This window comes from Bacillus paramycoides (assembly GCF_038971285.1).
Taxonomy (GTDB): domain Bacteria; phylum Bacillota; class Bacilli; order Bacillales; family Bacillaceae_G; genus Bacillus_A.
Map to the genome: position 1 here is coordinate 914,432 of NZ_CP152427.1, position 15,507 is coordinate 929,938.

A 15,507-nucleotide genomic window follows, 5' to 3' on the forward strand; every position below is an offset into this window, starting at 1 on the left:
AAGAAGGAGGTGGAAAGATATGCTAGTTATAAGCGCGAACGAACAACGAAATTTAGTAAATATGAACGAAGTCATTGAATACGCAGCGCTTGCTTTACAAGAATTTTCTGCAGAAAGAACGATTACACCAATACGTGGCTCATTACCATTTGCAAGCGAACAAAATACCGCATTAATTATGCCTTCAGTAGCAGAGGGACTTGAAGCACTTGGCTTAAAAGTAGTAACAGTCGTCCCGCAGAATAAAAAGGTAGGAAAGAAAACGATAAACGGGATTGTGATGCTATCAGACTTTCAAACGGGAGAACCGCTCGCACTTTTAGAAGGATCGTACTTAACGATGATTCGAACAGGCGCCCTATCAGGAGTAGCGACCAAACATTTAGCCTCTCATAACGCAAAAACGTTATGTATGATCGGAACAGGCGAACAAGCGAAGGGAATTGCCGAAGCTATATTCGCGGTTAGAGATATCGAGAAAGTCATTTTATACAATCGAACAGAAGAAAAAGCGTATGCATTTGCGCGATATATACAAGAGAAATTTGGTAAGCCTGCTTACGTTCACACCAATGCAAATGAAGCAATAATTGAAGCAGACATCATCGTCACAACTACGAACGCATCCACACCAGTCTTCTCAGAAAAACTACAAAAAGGCGTCCACATAAACGCCGTCGGTTCATTCAAACCGAACATGCAAGAACTACCATCCCACGCCATCGTTAATGCAAATAAAGTAGTAGTCGAATCGAAAGAAGCAGCATTAGAAGAGACAGGGGACCTTCAAGTTCCGATACAGGAAGGTTTATTCAAAGCTAGCGACATCCATGCCGAACTTGGTCAAATTATAAGCGGGGAAAGGGCTGGTAGGGAGAACGATAAAGAGATTACTGTTTTTAAATCGGTTGGTTTGGCGGTAGTGGATATAATTGTTGCGAAGTATTTGTATGAGAAGGCGATGGAGCGCGGCGTGGGGAATAAGATTGATTTTTGAGGGGCTGCCTTTTTGGTGGTCTTTTTTTGTTGCGTGTAAGGTGCGGGATTCATCGGTAGAAGGGGGATTACGAGTGTGCGATACAGTGGGAGTAGCTCGTAAGCAAGGGAGTAAAAGCATAAATTGTATAAAAGTTATTCAATTAATAGATGATATTCATGACTATTCTTTTTGAGTATCTGGTAAATGTGATGCAGTACTTTTAAGATCTATACTAATGAATGTTATTTGGATTTCTTTCCCTATGCCTAATGTTAATAAAAAGCACAACAACGATAGAGGGATATAGTAGTATATTAGTTTATTGGGTGTATTAAAATAACTTGGGTACGTATAGTGAAATAGGAATATTATAGGAAATGTCAAAGAAAGTACGGAACTACTAAAATTAAGTTCTTATAAATAATAAACCGTTCATTAGGTATTAACGATATTTTGTATGTGATTTACTTTTAAAGTAACTATTGATTTATCAAAAAACTTTCATGCTTAAATTTTATTAAATTTAATTAGATTTTCTGCACCTAAAAGTAGAACGTGAGTTCTGTTTTGTGGTAAAATATTCATATAGGGATTGAAAAATGGAAATATTAATTTGATAGGTAAAATGATCATTTATTATTAGAATACGAGTGTAATACATAATAGTAAGAACTCCTTTTTAAAAACAAATTTATAGAGTGAAAGATAAATTTGTTTTTAAAAATTGATATCAACTAGTCAAAGCGAAAGAAGAAAATTGAGGTCGATTCATAATTTTAGTGGTTCTATTAGGCGAGTCCATATTTATATTGAATGAGCCAAATACAGATGATACAACACAATAGAAGATGAAGTGTTTAGCTCCAATAGCTCATCCAAATGGTGGCTAGCAATGCGCGGAATATTATTAGCATTTAGAATGACATCGTTATGAATAGAGCGATGTCATTCCTACTTTTATGAAAAATTTCCTATTTATATTTAACCAAAAAGTAAAACTATATGAAAAGATTTATAAATAATATGTTGAATATGGGGGATTGAGATGAATAAACAAGAATTAGCTAAGGAAGTAGTCAAACTATGGTTAAAAGAGGGAAGAAAAATTAATACAGAGGATATTCTAAAGGCGTGTCTATCTAGAGTATATATAGAAAAAAACAATAGATAGCTTTTTTCGTCTAGGGTTAATCGATCTGTGGAATTAATACATAGTCCATAAAAAATATAGGAAATTATATAAAAAAGACTTGAAATAAACCTTAGGTTTATTTAAAATTAGAGTATGGATAACGGAAGGGGGAAATGATTTGGAAAAATTAAAACAAAGAAGAGTGGAAACGGGACGGACTTGTGAAGAGGTTGTTAATAAAGTTGGGATAACAAAGTTGCATTAGCGGTATATAGAAAATAGTAAAAGCAATCTAAAAATAGATCTGGTAGTAAAAATTGCAAAAGCGTTTGAAGATGATCCGAAAGATCATTTTTTTAAATAGAATTAGTAAACCCAAGGTTTATTAAAGTGGGGGTATATATGGCTAGCATCAAAAGAAGAGAAGGTATAGTTAATGATTTGGTATTGAAGGAAAGAAATACAATCGTAACGGATAGCTTGATTGTTGCTGACATGTATAAGGAGAATCAAAATTCTGTAATAAGTACTATTATAAATCCGATACAAAACTTGAATGTAATTAATAAGATTAATTTTTTATCAGATAAATTTATTAAGTTAACTTATTCAATGAAAGGCATAGACTATCCTAAGTTTAAACTGAGAGAAAGTACATTTGCATATAGAAAAATGGGAAATATACATGCTTTAAAGGTGAAGGATGAATTCTTAAACGATCTTAAACATGTAACAAAAAAACATCAGAATCTAGACAAAATACAAATCAAGGTTTTATTTAGAATTCCACAATTGGAGAAAGAGGTAAGAACTATAGAACATTGTAGTAATACTCTTATTAATCTAAATACAGAAAGTTGTCTGCAGCAACGTTTAAATAAAATGATTCGGCTTTTAGCTTTTAGCAAAGATGTTAGCTTTCAAAAGGCATGGAGAATATTTAGATCGATGTATAACAGAACATATAGGACAAATTTAAAATTAAAAATGTATCACTATAAAAAAAAGAACAAATTGAAGCGAATAACAGCTCCGCAATATTTAGCGGTTAAAAATCAATTAGAAAATGCAATAAGGGTAGCTGATGTACTGTTACATAAAAAGAATATGACAGCATAAAAAGGAAATTTACAAAGGATTTCTTTCAGTATGTATATATAAGAAGAGAATTCAATTGTTAAAGTGCGTGTATATTATATGGATTTTAATAAGTTACTAGATATTTTAATGACTGGGGGAAATTGTAGTTGATAGAAAATCCAATGATAGATAGTAAATGTATGGATTCCGGAGAGAATGATTACTTGGAATATTGCGAAGGTTGTCAGGGTGAAATTTATTTTGGTGAGCATTATTATGACTTTGACGGAGATTATCTTCATTGTGAAACACAATGTATAAAACAATTTATTGAAAGTTATTCTATAAAGAAAGTAGCAGGTGAATAAAATGAGCTTAGACGACAAATTTAACTTAGAAAAAAGGATTTTTATACGATTAATTGAAAACCATAAACAAAAGCGGGATATTTTTTCAACAACAATGGTTCTTGCATATGAACATGGTTTACAAGTATTAGAAGAAATATATGAATTAAGCAAACAAGAAAAAGAAGAGGAGTACCTTTTTTAAATGAAATAAATAGATTGGCAGATGACTAAAGTTTTATAAATTTTAATATTCGGTAATTACCGAATGTTAACGGAATGAATATATTTATAAGGTTTAATAATATAAGGGAGGGAAGGAGAATTAATGGAATTTATTGATAAACGAGGCGGCTTTTTTATGATAGATAATGAAGTTATAGATAATGGTGAATTGGATGTTTATGCGTTTAAAACTTATGCAGTAATTGTTAGATATGCAAATAAAAAAACAAAATCAGCTTTTCCATCACTGAACACACTAGCTAAAAGGGTTGGATGTGGCAAGAAAAAGGTTATTGAGTGTATCAAGATTTTGGTGGAAAAGGGATATGTATCAAAAACTTTAAGGAAAGATAATAAGGGCGATCATCTTTCTAACCTATATCATCTTTTACCTACATCTAATATTTCAAAAAAGCAAGGTACGATATCAGAAAGAGAGAAAGAAAATGCTTTAGAGAAAAAAGAGATAGTAACTGGAGGAAGCACAAGTAAAGTTAATTTTAACAAGGTTGAGATTAAGAATATTCAAAATTTAAGTGTGGGGTATTCAGAAGAATTTGAACATGTATGGGCGTTATATCCTAAAAAAATTGATAAGAAATCAGCTTATAAATCATTTAATATGGCTACTAAAAAACATTCTTTTGAATTGATAAATTTGGGAACACAAAGATATGCTGAATATATTAAAGGAAATTGTGTAGAAACAAGATATATAAAACATGCTACTAATTTCTTCAACAATGAATGCTATCTAGAATATGCTGAAATGAAAAAAGAGAAAGAAATTTCAAAGGTATTTAGCACATGTAATTTCTCTATAGATCGTTTATTAGATTGAGGTGAATTTAGTGAATAAGTACCAGGTACATTACGAAAATGAATGTTATATTCTTGGAATGATGATTCATGATAATAGTTTAATATATGAAACAAAGTTAAAGACTAAACATTATTTAAATAAATATAATAGAAATTTATTTAAAATTATGAAAGAACTTCAAAGTAATGATAAACCTGTTGATATGATGTCACTTTCTCAAATTGGCGAAGATAAGATGGCTACATTTGGTGGAGTTAGTACGTTAAGCAATCTATATGAATTAGGGATTTTAACTCATAATTTTAAATATATAGAAGATAAAATGATTGAATTTATTGCGGTAAATGAAGCTCTCCTTACATTCGAAGATTTTAAAGAAAAATCGAAATTCACACATAGCTACCAACAACTTAACAAACTTTTATCTGAAATAAATCATATTCCAGGTACTACAATGAAATCACAACCCTCGTTTAAAGAAAAATTAGAGAACCGTATTTTAATGCATAGTCAAATGCCTTTAAGTGGAATAAGTGGAACCCCTACGGGTTTTAATATCCTTGATAAAGGTTTAGATGGTTGGCAACCATCAGATTTAATAGTAGTAGCAGCTCGTCCATCTGTGGGGAAAACAGCATTTGTATTGGAAAGTATGCGACGTGGAGCACATCAAAGCCAGGAATATATGGGAACATTTTTCTCATGTGAAATGGATGAAAATAAGATTATAGATAGATGGATTGCTGCAGAAGGAAAAATTCCAGTTGCGACAATGAATAACCCAAATAAATTTTTTCATGAAAAACAAAAATATTGGGAGAAATATCACAAAGCATGTGGTAAATTAGCGGAGCTCTCCATTAATGTTCGTCCAGAAAAGAATATTGACCAAATTCGAACAGTAATTCGTCAAGTAGTAAAAGAAAACCCAGATAGAAAACACTTCTTTGCTATAGATCATTTAGGACATATTGATGTAAATGAGTCGTTTCAAAATAATCATCTGAAATTTACATACATCATGAAACAACTAAAAGAAATACAAAAAGAACATAGTGTGCCAATTATGCTTGTAGCACAATTAAATCGTAGTGTAGAGGGAAAGCAAGACAAAGCACCTACAATGGCTGATATTCGTGAATCGGGAAGTATTGAGGAGATTGCTGATCTTATTATTTTTCCTCACCGTCCAGCATATTTTAATAGAGAGCAACAAGAAGAGGAAATTCACGATGTTGAATTAATTATTGCGAAAAATCGAAATGGATTTGTGGGAACACTTCCTTTCCAGTTCGTTAAAAAAACAAATTTATACCTTGAAAAAGGAATTTAGTACTATGACAATATTAGAACTTTATACAGAGACAAAGAAAGATGGGGTAGTAAGTGTTTGGTTATTAATTGAATATCTTGTGTTTGAGCGGAAAGTATTGACTTTTGAGGATCATGTTAATTGCTTGGATTACTATTTTGAATTTAGATTTAGACAATCTATGAATCAATATTTAAAGGATTATATGAGAAAGAGAAATATTGTTATCTATAATGTATAAGTTATTTTTAGATGTTGAAAATTATATGAAATAAAGGATACAAAAACTAGAGAGATTAAAGTAATAAAATAATGGTAAAATCTATATAATTTAATATAATGATAAAAATCGTTTATTCGGGTTTAGGTGGACTAATGGGAAAAAAAGATGAGTTAATTGTGTATTTAATTAAGAATGGAATATACAAGTTTAATAAATATCAACTATGGGAACTTAGTAAAAAACAATTAGAAAAATTAATAAAGAAGGTAGATAAACAAGATCAAGGACTCGAAGAGAGAAGATAAATATAAAATTATTTTCTAATCAATTTGATTGAGTATATTTTAGTGCTAAAAATACTGTTTATGGATTAAAAAAGTTAATAGGAGGAGTAATAATGGAACAACTTTTACTTAAGGACTTAGCACAGGAAATAGATATGTTAAAGATTCAAATAGGAGACTTAGAGATAGAACATAAATTTCTGATGAAAAATATGGCTATGAACGCTCCAAAATTCAATGGTGTGGTGGATTATACAAAAGAACGTGTTCAAGGTGGAGAAATACCGTTAGATTTAGTAGACATTTATACTAGGCATAATAAGATTGCTGGTAAAATTAATGTATTAACTGAGATGGTACAGGAGAAACAACAGGTAATGAAGCAAGTTAAAGACGTAATGGCAAGTATGAAAGACTTAGAAAAACGTATTATATATTATCGAGATGTAAAAGGAATGAATTTGAAACAAATTGCTGTATTACTAAATTATAGCCATAGTCATATTAGAAGAGTGAGCAGTAAAATGAAAAGATATGATATAAAAAATATGGTTCATTAATATTTTGCAACTATATATGTTTTTTAGAGATAGCTAACAAATGTATAGTTGAAAAGTTTGAAAAAATCATAAATAGGTTGATAAATGCGGAACAATATTTAGGAAGTAGTTAATAATTATTAAAGTTCATTGTACGTGTTGTTAAGGCGGAGTCTCTTTTGGGGACTTCGCCTTTGTCTATAAAGGGCATGAATAGTCTCAATATCTGTTATTGTACGTGAAGTATGAAGGAGATTTTGAGATACTGCGGATTTGGCAAAACATCTCTTTACATGCCTATGGTTCTGTTCAATAAGATTGTTTAAACGTTTAATTGTACAATTAGTTGTAGTTTAACACTTCTATGCCTAAAGAGGAAAGCTGACTGACGTCAGTGGGATGCTTGCTACCAAAGGCATTGTGTGTTCATATGTCTTAGCATCTTGTTCTTGCCCACACATGTCATTTTAATAATAACTTGAATTTGGCTATCCAACTCCATATGATAGTTAATTTTTAAAGAATACATAGGCGTTTTAAAGACATGTGCTTGTCTATAGGTCAAGTATAACCAAAACACTACTGTTTTTCTATGAAAAGCCATCCTTTAATCCTATGCCTAAAGGCGGACTAAAGTCCAATATGGGTTTTCACACATCGTGAAATCTGTAATAAAATCTTTTGACATTAAATCAAATCCATCTTTCGCCTATCGTTGTCGCATAAATGTATACATGTGAGAGAAAGAAGAATTCTTTTGTATTAGGATTTTAATATAATATTTTAGATTTTTCTTAGATATATTTTACATATAATTTAGGCTTCTATGAACTCCTAACAGGTTAAACTATTAATAGAAGTACTGGGAAGAATTAAAGTAATTTCATATTTGAATTTTAAATATTAGACGCTTGCTATGTGGATTGAAGAAATTTTTATTGAAGCGTTATAATGTATTTTCTTAATATGAAATTACAAAGATTATAACAGAAACTTCTACAAAAAAATATAGATTATTTTATAGGAGATGATATTAATGAATTGTAGTTCACCTTATGAATATTATTATGTACGAGTATGTACAGATGCTGCTTCATACAGTGCAAGAGCAACATCAATTGATTTAACAATTGAGGCTGATGATTCTATTAAAGGACTTTATACTTTTGATTATACTGTGTATTTACAGTTTTGGAATGGTAGCTCATGGGGAACAGTTGAGAAAAAGAACGGATGGTTTACAAGGGCTGCTTTCCCATCATTTTCTTTATCAGGAAGAGCTGGGGGTAGCTACCGAGTAGTTGCTGATCATCAACGTAAAGATACTGGGGCTAAAGATACTATTCGAACTCCAGGATTTACTGTAAAGCGATAAAAAGACCTCTTTGGAGGTCTTTTTTTCTATAATTATCTTTAAAAATATATCTTTAAATGTATAGTAAACAATATTTTTATTTTTTATGGGTAAAGGTACAAAAAAATTATAAGGATTAGTAGTAATATGAAACGATATGATTCGAAAAATATATTTTATTAATAATGTGCAACTATATATTACTAGAGAGAATTAACAAATGTATAGTTGAAAAGTTGGAGTCTCTTTGAGGACTTAGTCTTTGACTATAAAGGGCATGAATAGTCTCAATATCTGTTATTGTACGTGAAGTATGAATAAGATTTTGAAATTCTACATATTTGGTAAAACGTCTCTTTACATGCTTATGATCCTGTTTTCTAGAGTGTAGGTTCATGTAGAGAAAAGGGCTTAAAATCTACGTAATAGTAACAAAGATAAGGGATATTTCTGGAATGAGTAGGCTCATTCTTTTGAATGTTTAATTTTACTTATTAGTTTATAGTACATATTTCTTGTTAAGTTATTTTTGTTAATATTAGTATTGTTAGTGTTTCCTTCAGAAACTACCTCTAGTTTTTCTAAGATACTCCCCTAGCTTTTTTTAGATACTATCTGGTTTTTCTAAGATACCAAACAAGAAATTTGCTTTTTTCTTAAAAATGTAAGAGTGAAAACAGCAATTTTAAAGTCTACATAAATAGAAATGATTAAGTGTTAGGTAGGCTATAAAAGAGATGATATTGGGAAGAGATTAAATTAATAATATGTTTATCTAACTAATTTTGAATCTCAAGACGAAAGTAATCTTTAATTTTTCTCACAGTTACTGCGAGTTATTCCATCTCTTGATATTTAATATTTATATTTTATTTTCCATTACATTTATACAAAATTATATATTGTTTTATAAAAGTAATTAAGTTGTGTAGTTTGAAAAGATCAATTGGCTGTGCATAATCAAAATTTATCGTTGTCGTAGCGATCTATATATTTTGGTGGAAGTAGAATTTCGTTGTATCAGGATTTTCATGTGATTTCTTAGGGATTTCTTAGATATTTTTTAGATGTTTTTTAGGATTCTATCAATTACTAACAGGTCAAACTATTAGTAACAGTACTGGGGAGAATTAAAGCAATTTCATATTTGAATTTTAAACATTAGGGGCTTGTTATGTGAATTGAAGAAATTCAAAATATTCACGACTCCAATATATAAATATTTGTCCGTAATAAGCTATTGCAAAGATTCTACTAGAAGCTTCTACAGAGAAAGATATATTATTTTATAGGAGGAATTTATTTATGTGTGTTCAAACGGCTACAATTGTTATGTGTTTAGATGCAGATTCTTATGGTCCAGGGGCGAATTCAATTGACGTATCCCTTTCAGCTCCATCATCAACTTCAGGAATGCGTCGCGACTACTCTACTTACCTAAAGTATTGGGTAAAGTCAGCTAATGCCTGGAAAGTGGTTCAATCCCGTACAAGTTACTTCTCTTACTCAGTAAATAACTCATTCTCTCTTGCTGGAATGCAAGCTGGTTCATATCGAGTATCTGTCACTTACCGTATGAATGGTGACGGTGCTATCACTGAGTATCACCCAGCAGTAACGGTACGACGATAGTATATAGAAATTGTTAACGATAAAAAAGACCTCTTTGTGATATTATCCCCTTTAGGTAGACAGTGTGAAAAAGACCATGTATACACATGGATGTTACACTATTACTTGGAGGGGATTTTTCATGGCTAAAAAAGGTACAACATTTAATACATACTCAAATGAGATAAAGGTATCAGCTGTTCAAAGTTATTTAAACGGTGAGGAAAGCTACGATATGATAGCGGAGAAATATCAGATTAGAAGCTCTACACAACTTAAAAATTGGGTGAAAAAGTATAAAGAATGTGGTGAAATTACAGATACTCGTGGAAAAAATAGTGAAATGAAAGGTATACCAAACCCTTTAAAAGGCAAACGGATTCATTTTAAAACTGTTGAAGAAGAGCGTGACTACTATAAGGCTCAGGTTGAATATTTAAAAAAGCAGTATCCAAATCTGTAAATGGAGGCGTACTAAAATATAAAGAACGATATCATATCATTGAATTACTAAAGAGAAAATATCCTGTTATATGGCTTACTAATTTTGCGAATGTACATCGCTCAAGTTACTATAAGTGGGTTCATACAAAAAGTGTGAACAACACGCGACTAGAATCCGATAAACGATTAAAAAAGGTAATTCAATCTATTCACGTAAAGCACAAAGAATATGGTTATCCACGTATGAAAATCGCTTTACAAGAAGAGGGTTATTTTATAAATCACAAAAAAGTATATCGATTAATGAGTGCGCTCAACATTCAGTCTATTATTCGGAAGAAGCGTTGCTTCTTTAAAGGGAATTATTCTAATACTTTTCCAAATGTTTTAAACCGTGAATTCAAAGATCGCCAGCAAAATGAAGCGCTTGTTACAGACATTACCTACCTACGATTTCAAGAGGGCTTCCGCTATCTTTCTGTTGTACAAGATATTTATAATAACGAAGTTGTTTCTTGGAAAATTTCCAAGCGTAATGATAATGAACTTGTATTAGATACAATTGAAATGCTGGCACAAAAAAGAGATGTGCGTGGAACCATTCTCCATTCAGATCAGGGATTCCAGTACACATCTCATGCCTACAACAAATGACTTTTAGATTTAGGTATCATTGGCAGCCACTCTCGCAAAGGAAACTGCCATGATAATGCCTGTATCGAGTCATTTTTCTCCCATTTTAAATCGGAGATGTTGTATTTGAATCATTTTAAAACAGAAGCGGATTTAATACAAGCAATTGAAGAATATATTTATTTTTATAACTATAAACGTTTCCAAAAACGACTCAACCATCGAGCTCCGATAGAATATCGAATCTCGATGGCTGCTTAGTCTTTTTAATACTGTCTACTTGACAGGGATAAGACCATTTGGAGGTCTTTTTTTAATACAATTATAAAAAGTGTTAGTTATTTACACTAAAAGCTGTAGTAATTTATATCTATCGATCTTTTACTGAACAAGAGTGATAATCTATTTCATCGCTAAAGGTAAAAAGGAGCCATTATTAAGTTCATGTATTATAAAAATTACAATATTTTTGTATGCTTGTTCTACTTCCTCTTTTGTTGTTAATCTCCCTGTAGCTCTTCCGCTTTACACTGGCCAGAAATAGTTATCATCATTTTAAATTTTTCTTTTTCCATTTTGTTAAAATCTCTAATAATGTATCTTTATTCGTAAAATTGATTCTTTTACAATGCAATATTTAAAGATTTATTGTGAATTCAGTTATACAAACCAAAATTCCTCAACCTCGTAGCTATATATCCATCATTATTTTATTATTTAGTTGTCTTTTTTAAGATGCTACACTATTTGGAGAACGCAGGTTCTTATTTATGATAAAATAATATGAAGTATTAATTAATAATTATACATTTTTTCATAGGAAGTATATTTATTAAGGGGGCAAACTACTATGCTAACAGTTGAAAAAATTTCAAAGGAAGAAAAACAGAAAAATATTAAAAGAATAGAATTTCACCTAAAAAATTATACTAATTATAAGGTTGCAATTGTTAATTTGAAAAAGAAGTTAGAACTCTTAAATACATTATTTTTGAATATAGAAGTTTCGAGAAGAGGAAGGAATGAAAATTCAGAAATATGTATAGGGAATGAAAGAAGTCAGATAGAATTAGAGTTACAACAATATGTGTTTATTATAGAAGCTATTGATAATGCTTTAGAAAGTATAGAAGAAGTAGAAAGGGATTTTATTACATATAGGTATTTTTATAATTGGACAATTGATAAGTGTGCCTTGAAGATAGGATATAGTGACAAAACGTTGTTTTTAATTCGTAATCAAGTTATAAAGAAATTCCTTATTAGTCTAGGTTGTATTACCATTATATAAATCCTATGTATTGGAATTCAAACTGTTTGAAATGAAATATGGAAGTAACAATGTACACTTTAAAAGATGAACCTTAAAACAAATAGATGACACACTCATGCTACACTTATGTCACACTGCACTTGCTTAATTGTTGGTATAATATTAGTAAGTAGGAGTGGATGTTAGAGGATTAAAAGTTAATTTTATTCTGAGTACTGTTAATATCTTAGATATGGAGTTCTTGTTACTTTATTTAAGCTAAATGGGGATGTATTTAGCACACTGACTTTACTACTAAGTCGGTTAGGTCAATGATATATCCTATATTTTTCTAATTTTGTATTTATGATAAATGTTTTACTTGTATTTAACTAATATATTTATAAAATAATTGTCTGGATTGCAGGAAGTTAATAGATATTTAATTTTAAATATCGGGAAATTAAATGTTGCTAAATAAGCAATTAGAAATACTTAAAAAAGCGGTAAAGTAAATGTGTTTTAAATATAAAACAAAATATTGTTTGAAAAAATAGAAGCATATAAGTGCTTCTATTTTTTATGGGAAAAAGGGGATGAATATAATGGAAGAACAGATTGTAAATACCATGCTATCGCAAGGTGCATTTGGCGCCTTATTTGTGTGGTTGCTATTTTCAACAAGGAAAGAGAGTAAAGAATTATTAGAATCAACACGCCTGGAAAATAAAGAGCGAGAAGAAAGATATCAACAAACAATCACAGAAAATCAAATTGTTATTACTAAACAAGCTGAGGCGTTTAGTGTTTTATCTAAAGATGTATCTGAAATTAAACAAATTTTGGGTAAAAAGGGAGATGACTGATTTATGAAAAAAATATCACGTCTATTTACCTTTGTATTTATTGCAGTTATGTCTTTAGTAAGTTTTGCTACAGGTGCTTTTGCTGATAGAACTCTTTTTATAGAAGACTTACCGAAAATTCCTTATCGAAATGGTGTTGGTGCATATGAAGGAGTTGTCGCACATAGTACAGCAACACCAGAAGCACCAGCTATTAATATTCAAAAATATGAAACTCGTACATGGCGTTCAGCCTTTGTACATTATGCAGTAGATTGGAATGAAACAATTCAAATTGCGGATACGAAGTATATTGCATACGGTGCAGGTCCAAATGCAAATAGCCGATTTGTACATGTAGAGCTTTGTGAAACTGCTGATTATGATAAATTCAAGCGTTCCTACGATAAATATGTGAAGCTACTTGCGATGATTTTGCGTAATCAGGGATTATCGGTTGAAGAAGGGTTGTGGACACATGACGATGTCCGTAGACATCTTGGGGGGACAACGCATGAAGATCCTTTGGATTATTTATTAACACACGGTGTTTCAGAGTCTCAATTTCGTTCCGATGTAAAGTGGGCATACGCTCATTCTAATGGTGGACTTGATGTTAGGAAATCATTAGAAGTAAATGTACCTTCTAGTAATAAGGTTGTATATGTAGAAGGGACGTATATTAATGTACGAAAAGGACCTGGGACAAACTATTCAGTAATTCGTCAGATAAACAAGCCAGAATCTTATGCTGTATTAAGTGAACAAAATGGATGGTTAAATATTGGAGACAATCAATGGATAAAATATGATCCATCTTATATTAGGCTTGATACGAAGGAGAATGTGAGTTCATCAATTGTAGGACACCGAGTTTTATCTAAGGTAGATAATTTACGCTTCTATAAATCGCCTTCTTGGGAAGATAAAGATGTTGCTGGTGTTGTAAATGTTGGAGAAGGTTTTATTATAGATGCTGAGATTATGGTGAATGGTTCCAAACAATATAAAGTTCATAATAGTAAAAACATGACATTTTATATTACAGCAAGTCCATCTTATATAACAATCAAATACTGATTAAAAAGCAATGTCCCTTGGGCATTGCTTTTGTTTAGTTTGTTATAAGTATTTGAAACGTTTTAAAAACTAGAATGTTATGGATTTCTTAGTTAGGTATTTATTCTTTAAATCTTTTTTCTAATCAAAACAAGGAGGAATTCTGTTTGAAACAATTATTTCTAATATTAACAATGGATAAGGAAATAGAAAACAAATTTTGCAAGGAAGTAATGACTATTTTCAAAAAAATATTGTGTACTAAAAATACATTTTAAAAACACTGCTAAGCAGAAAAGAAAAGTGCTTTGTGGTTAATTGCAATTACTTTAGGACCTATGTAAAAACACTCTGTACCCTTAGAGTATTTTTTAATATTAGGAGGTTATTTTTTGAATAACATAGACATGGATCATTTTTATAGCTTATATCAAGAAAAATTAGAAAATCCTATCATGCGTAATTTCCTTGGGGATTCAGATAATTATGGGTTGTTTCTTAATGCTATGGAAAAACCAACAAATGATAACAAACAGTTACTAGATAAAGCTTTTAAATCTTATTTTAAAAAAGTAAAAATCATAAGTTATATTAGTAACTTAATTTACTTTTATTCTATAGGGTTTGATAAAAAAGTTTCCATTAATAATAAGAGAAATATATTAAATTTAGATAAATCAATTACTAATGAAGAAGAGAATAATACGACTATTTTAGACTTAATGAGTGATGATTTAACAGATGTTACTTATATGCAATTCGAAAAAAAACAAACTCACTTAAAAGAGCATATAACGGATGAATTACTATACAAAGGTTTAAGTTTATTAAGTAAAAAGCAGTTGGAAATATTAAATTTATACTATGTTCATGAATATAATAATAAACAAATTTCACGAATTCTATCGGTATCAGAGCAGACTATTTCTTATAATCATAAAAAAGCTTTAAAAATACTTAAATCACAATTAATAGGGGTGGAATAATATATGATAGAATTAAAAAATCGAAATTTAAATAGTTGTAATTATGAGAAAATCTTACAGATTTTCAAATTTAAAATTTGTAGCTGTTTACAAAATACGCCCTATCAAGAAAGAGAAGATTTAGAACAAGAAATTAAGATGAAGATATTTGAAAAAGTAGATGTTATTAATGGATTGGAAGTGCCTGGTTTTTTTGAGTTTTTAGATTCTAGTACAAATAGTTAAAAGAGAAGAAGAATGGACTGTATTGTATTGATAACCCATAGCAAAATGATTATCAGTTAATAGGCATATAAATTAATGCGTATTTAATAAGAACTTTTGAACAACTTCCACTTAGCGACCTTGTGGTCTGTTTGATGTGGGGGGGCCTCTGAGT

The 15,507-nt window shown here is 30.4% G+C and carries 19 protein-coding genes and 2 pseudogenes; 19 read left to right on the top strand and 2 right to left on the bottom strand.

Features of this window, described 5'->3' with window-relative positions; translation table 11 throughout:
- The first annotated feature begins 19 nt into the window (after positions 1–19).
- The 9 genes from AAG068_RS04665 (at position 20) to AAG068_RS04705 (ending at position 6,965) form a co-directional block, all read left to right on the top strand.
- Positions 20–997 carry an ornithine cyclodeaminase family protein gene (locus tag AAG068_RS04665; RefSeq protein ID WP_342718336.1) on the top strand — a complete coding sequence of 326 codons (978 nt, stop codon included), beginning with the start codon at positions 20–22 and terminating at the stop codon, positions 995–997.
- Between the two features lie 1,027 nt (positions 998–2,024).
- Positions 2,025–2,150 (top strand): hypothetical protein, encoded by a 126-nt coding sequence (locus AAG068_RS04670; RefSeq protein ID WP_256943184.1) that lies wholly within the window; start codon positions 2,025–2,027, stop codon positions 2,148–2,150.
- A 363-nt stretch (positions 2,151–2,513) separates the two neighbouring features.
- Positions 2,514–3,230: a Rha family transcriptional regulator gene (locus tag AAG068_RS04675; protein ID WP_342718337.1), complete on the top strand. Its 717-nt coding sequence runs from the start codon at positions 2,514–2,516 to the stop codon at positions 3,228–3,230.
- A 128-nt stretch (positions 3,231–3,358) separates the two neighbouring features.
- On the top strand, positions 3,359–3,559 hold the full coding sequence (locus tag AAG068_RS04680; RefSeq protein ID WP_001970319.1) for a hypothetical protein: 201 nt from the start codon (positions 3,359–3,361) through the stop codon (positions 3,557–3,559).
- A gap of 1 nt (position 3,560) precedes the next feature.
- A complete protein-coding gene (locus AAG068_RS04685) occupies positions 3,561–3,743 on the top strand; it encodes a limonene cyclase (protein WP_342718338.1) in 183 nt (60 codons plus the stop codon).
- A 123-nt stretch (positions 3,744–3,866) separates the two neighbouring features.
- The gene (locus tag AAG068_RS04690) at positions 3,867–4,604 is read left to right on the top strand and encodes a helix-turn-helix domain-containing protein (protein ID WP_342718339.1); all 738 of its coding nucleotides are present in this window, start codon (positions 3,867–3,869) and stop codon (positions 4,602–4,604) included.
- A gap of 10 nt (positions 4,605–4,614) precedes the next feature.
- Positions 4,615–5,919: a replicative DNA helicase gene (locus AAG068_RS04695; RefSeq protein ID WP_342718340.1), complete on the top strand. Its 1,305-nt coding sequence runs from the start codon at positions 4,615–4,617 to the stop codon at positions 5,917–5,919.
- 318 nt (positions 5,920–6,237) lie between these two features.
- Entirely contained in the window at positions 6,238–6,426 is a 189-nt protein-coding gene (gene fbpA, locus AAG068_RS04700) for a Fur-regulated basic protein FbpA (protein ID WP_342718341.1), read from the top strand.
- 92 nt (positions 6,427–6,518) lie between these two features.
- Positions 6,519–6,965 carry a sigma factor-like helix-turn-helix DNA-binding protein gene (locus AAG068_RS04705; protein WP_342718342.1) on the top strand — a complete coding sequence of 149 codons (447 nt, stop codon included), beginning with the start codon at positions 6,519–6,521 and terminating at the stop codon, positions 6,963–6,965.
- A 119-nt stretch (positions 6,966–7,084) separates the two neighbouring features.
- Here the strand turns inward: AAG068_RS04705 and AAG068_RS04710 are convergent.
- Positions 7,085–7,294: pseudogene (locus AAG068_RS04710) on the bottom strand (IS6 family transposase); the annotation flags it as partial.
- Between the two features lie 686 nt (positions 7,295–7,980).
- Between AAG068_RS04710 and AAG068_RS04715 the strand changes: the two are divergent.
- Positions 7,981–8,319 carry a hypothetical protein gene (locus tag AAG068_RS04715; protein WP_185777887.1) on the top strand — a complete coding sequence of 113 codons (339 nt, stop codon included), beginning with the start codon at positions 7,981–7,983 and terminating at the stop codon, positions 8,317–8,319.
- 172 nt (positions 8,320–8,491) lie between these two features.
- Here AAG068_RS04715 and AAG068_RS29880 read toward each other — a convergent pair.
- Positions 8,492–8,677, bottom strand: a pseudogene (locus tag AAG068_RS29880) (IS6 family transposase); the annotation flags it as partial.
- Positions 8,678–9,603: 926 nt separating this feature from the next.
- Here AAG068_RS29880 and AAG068_RS04720 point away from each other — a divergent pair.
- The 9 genes from AAG068_RS04720 to AAG068_RS04750 all read left to right on the top strand — a co-directional run bounded on the left by AAG068_RS04720 (position 9,604) and on the right by AAG068_RS04750 (position 15,353).
- Complete coding sequence (locus AAG068_RS04720) at positions 9,604–9,930, top strand: hypothetical protein (RefSeq protein ID WP_342718343.1); 327 nt, start codon at positions 9,604–9,606, stop codon at positions 9,928–9,930.
- A 121-nt stretch (positions 9,931–10,051) separates the two neighbouring features.
- Positions 10,052–10,372: a transposase gene (locus tag AAG068_RS29885; protein WP_428845985.1), complete on the top strand. Its 321-nt coding sequence runs from the start codon at positions 10,052–10,054 to the stop codon at positions 10,370–10,372.
- Between the two features lie 35 nt (positions 10,373–10,407).
- On the top strand, positions 10,408–11,007 hold the full coding sequence (locus AAG068_RS29890) for an IS3 family transposase (RefSeq protein WP_428845998.1): 600 nt from the start codon (positions 10,408–10,410) through the stop codon (positions 11,005–11,007).
- 63 nt (positions 11,008–11,070) lie between these two features.
- A complete protein-coding gene (locus AAG068_RS29895) occupies positions 11,071–11,247 on the top strand; it encodes an IS3 family transposase (protein ID WP_235634810.1) in 177 nt (58 codons plus the stop codon).
- Between the two features lie 589 nt (positions 11,248–11,836).
- Positions 11,837–12,277, top strand: coding sequence for a transcriptional regulator (locus tag AAG068_RS04730; protein WP_342718344.1), 441 nt, complete (start codon positions 11,837–11,839; stop codon positions 12,275–12,277).
- A gap of 566 nt (positions 12,278–12,843) precedes the next feature.
- On the top strand, positions 12,844–13,104 hold the full coding sequence (locus AAG068_RS04735) for a BhlA/UviB family holin-like peptide (protein ID WP_342718345.1): 261 nt from the start codon (positions 12,844–12,846) through the stop codon (positions 13,102–13,104).
- A gap of 3 nt (positions 13,105–13,107) precedes the next feature.
- Complete coding sequence (locus tag AAG068_RS04740) at positions 13,108–14,163, top strand: N-acetylmuramoyl-L-alanine amidase (RefSeq protein WP_342718346.1); 1,056 nt, start codon at positions 13,108–13,110, stop codon at positions 14,161–14,163.
- Positions 14,164–14,534: 371 nt separating this feature from the next.
- A complete protein-coding gene (locus tag AAG068_RS04745; protein WP_342718347.1) occupies positions 14,535–15,128 on the top strand; it encodes a sigma-70 family RNA polymerase sigma factor in 594 nt (197 codons plus the stop codon).
- A 3-nt stretch (positions 15,129–15,131) separates the two neighbouring features.
- Positions 15,132–15,353 (top strand): hypothetical protein, encoded by a 222-nt coding sequence (locus tag AAG068_RS04750; RefSeq protein WP_342718348.1) that lies wholly within the window; start codon positions 15,132–15,134, stop codon positions 15,351–15,353.
- Positions 15,354–15,507: the final 154 nt, after the last annotated feature.

What these genes read in the sequence shown, in the direction of transcription:
- AAG068_RS04665 (WP_342718336.1), top strand. Translation starts at nt 20, where the DNA reads ATGCTAGTTATAAGCGCGAACGAACAACGAAATTTAGTAAATATGAAC.
- AAG068_RS04670 (WP_256943184.1), top strand. Translation starts at nt 2,025, where the DNA reads ATGAATAAACAAGAATTAGCTAAGGAAGTAGTCAAACTATGGTTAAAA.
- AAG068_RS04675 (WP_342718337.1), top strand. Translation starts at nt 2,514, where the DNA reads ATGGCTAGCATCAAAAGAAGAGAAGGTATAGTTAATGATTTGGTATTG.
- AAG068_RS04685 (WP_342718338.1), top strand. Translation starts at nt 3,561, where the DNA reads ATGAGCTTAGACGACAAATTTAACTTAGAAAAAAGGATTTTTATACGA.
- AAG068_RS04690 (WP_342718339.1), top strand. Translation starts at nt 3,867, where the DNA reads ATGGAATTTATTGATAAACGAGGCGGCTTTTTTATGATAGATAATGAA.
- fbpA (WP_342718341.1), top strand. Translation starts at nt 6,238, where the DNA reads ATGATAAAAATCGTTTATTCGGGTTTAGGTGGACTAATGGGAAAAAAA.
- AAG068_RS04705 (WP_342718342.1), top strand. Translation starts at nt 6,519, where the DNA reads ATGGAACAACTTTTACTTAAGGACTTAGCACAGGAAATAGATATGTTA.
- AAG068_RS04715 (WP_185777887.1), top strand. Translation starts at nt 7,981, where the DNA reads ATGAATTGTAGTTCACCTTATGAATATTATTATGTACGAGTATGTACA.
- AAG068_RS04720 (WP_342718343.1), top strand. Translation starts at nt 9,604, where the DNA reads ATGTGTGTTCAAACGGCTACAATTGTTATGTGTTTAGATGCAGATTCT.
- AAG068_RS29885 (WP_428845985.1), top strand. Translation starts at nt 10,052, where the DNA reads ATGGCTAAAAAAGGTACAACATTTAATACATACTCAAATGAGATAAAG.
- AAG068_RS04730 (WP_342718344.1), top strand. Translation starts at nt 11,837, where the DNA reads ATGCTAACAGTTGAAAAAATTTCAAAGGAAGAAAAACAGAAAAATATT.
- AAG068_RS04735 (WP_342718345.1), top strand. Translation starts at nt 12,844, where the DNA reads ATGGAAGAACAGATTGTAAATACCATGCTATCGCAAGGTGCATTTGGC.
- AAG068_RS04740 (WP_342718346.1), top strand. Translation starts at nt 13,108, where the DNA reads ATGAAAAAAATATCACGTCTATTTACCTTTGTATTTATTGCAGTTATG.
- AAG068_RS04750 (WP_342718348.1), top strand. Translation starts at nt 15,132, where the DNA reads ATGATAGAATTAAAAAATCGAAATTTAAATAGTTGTAATTATGAGAAA.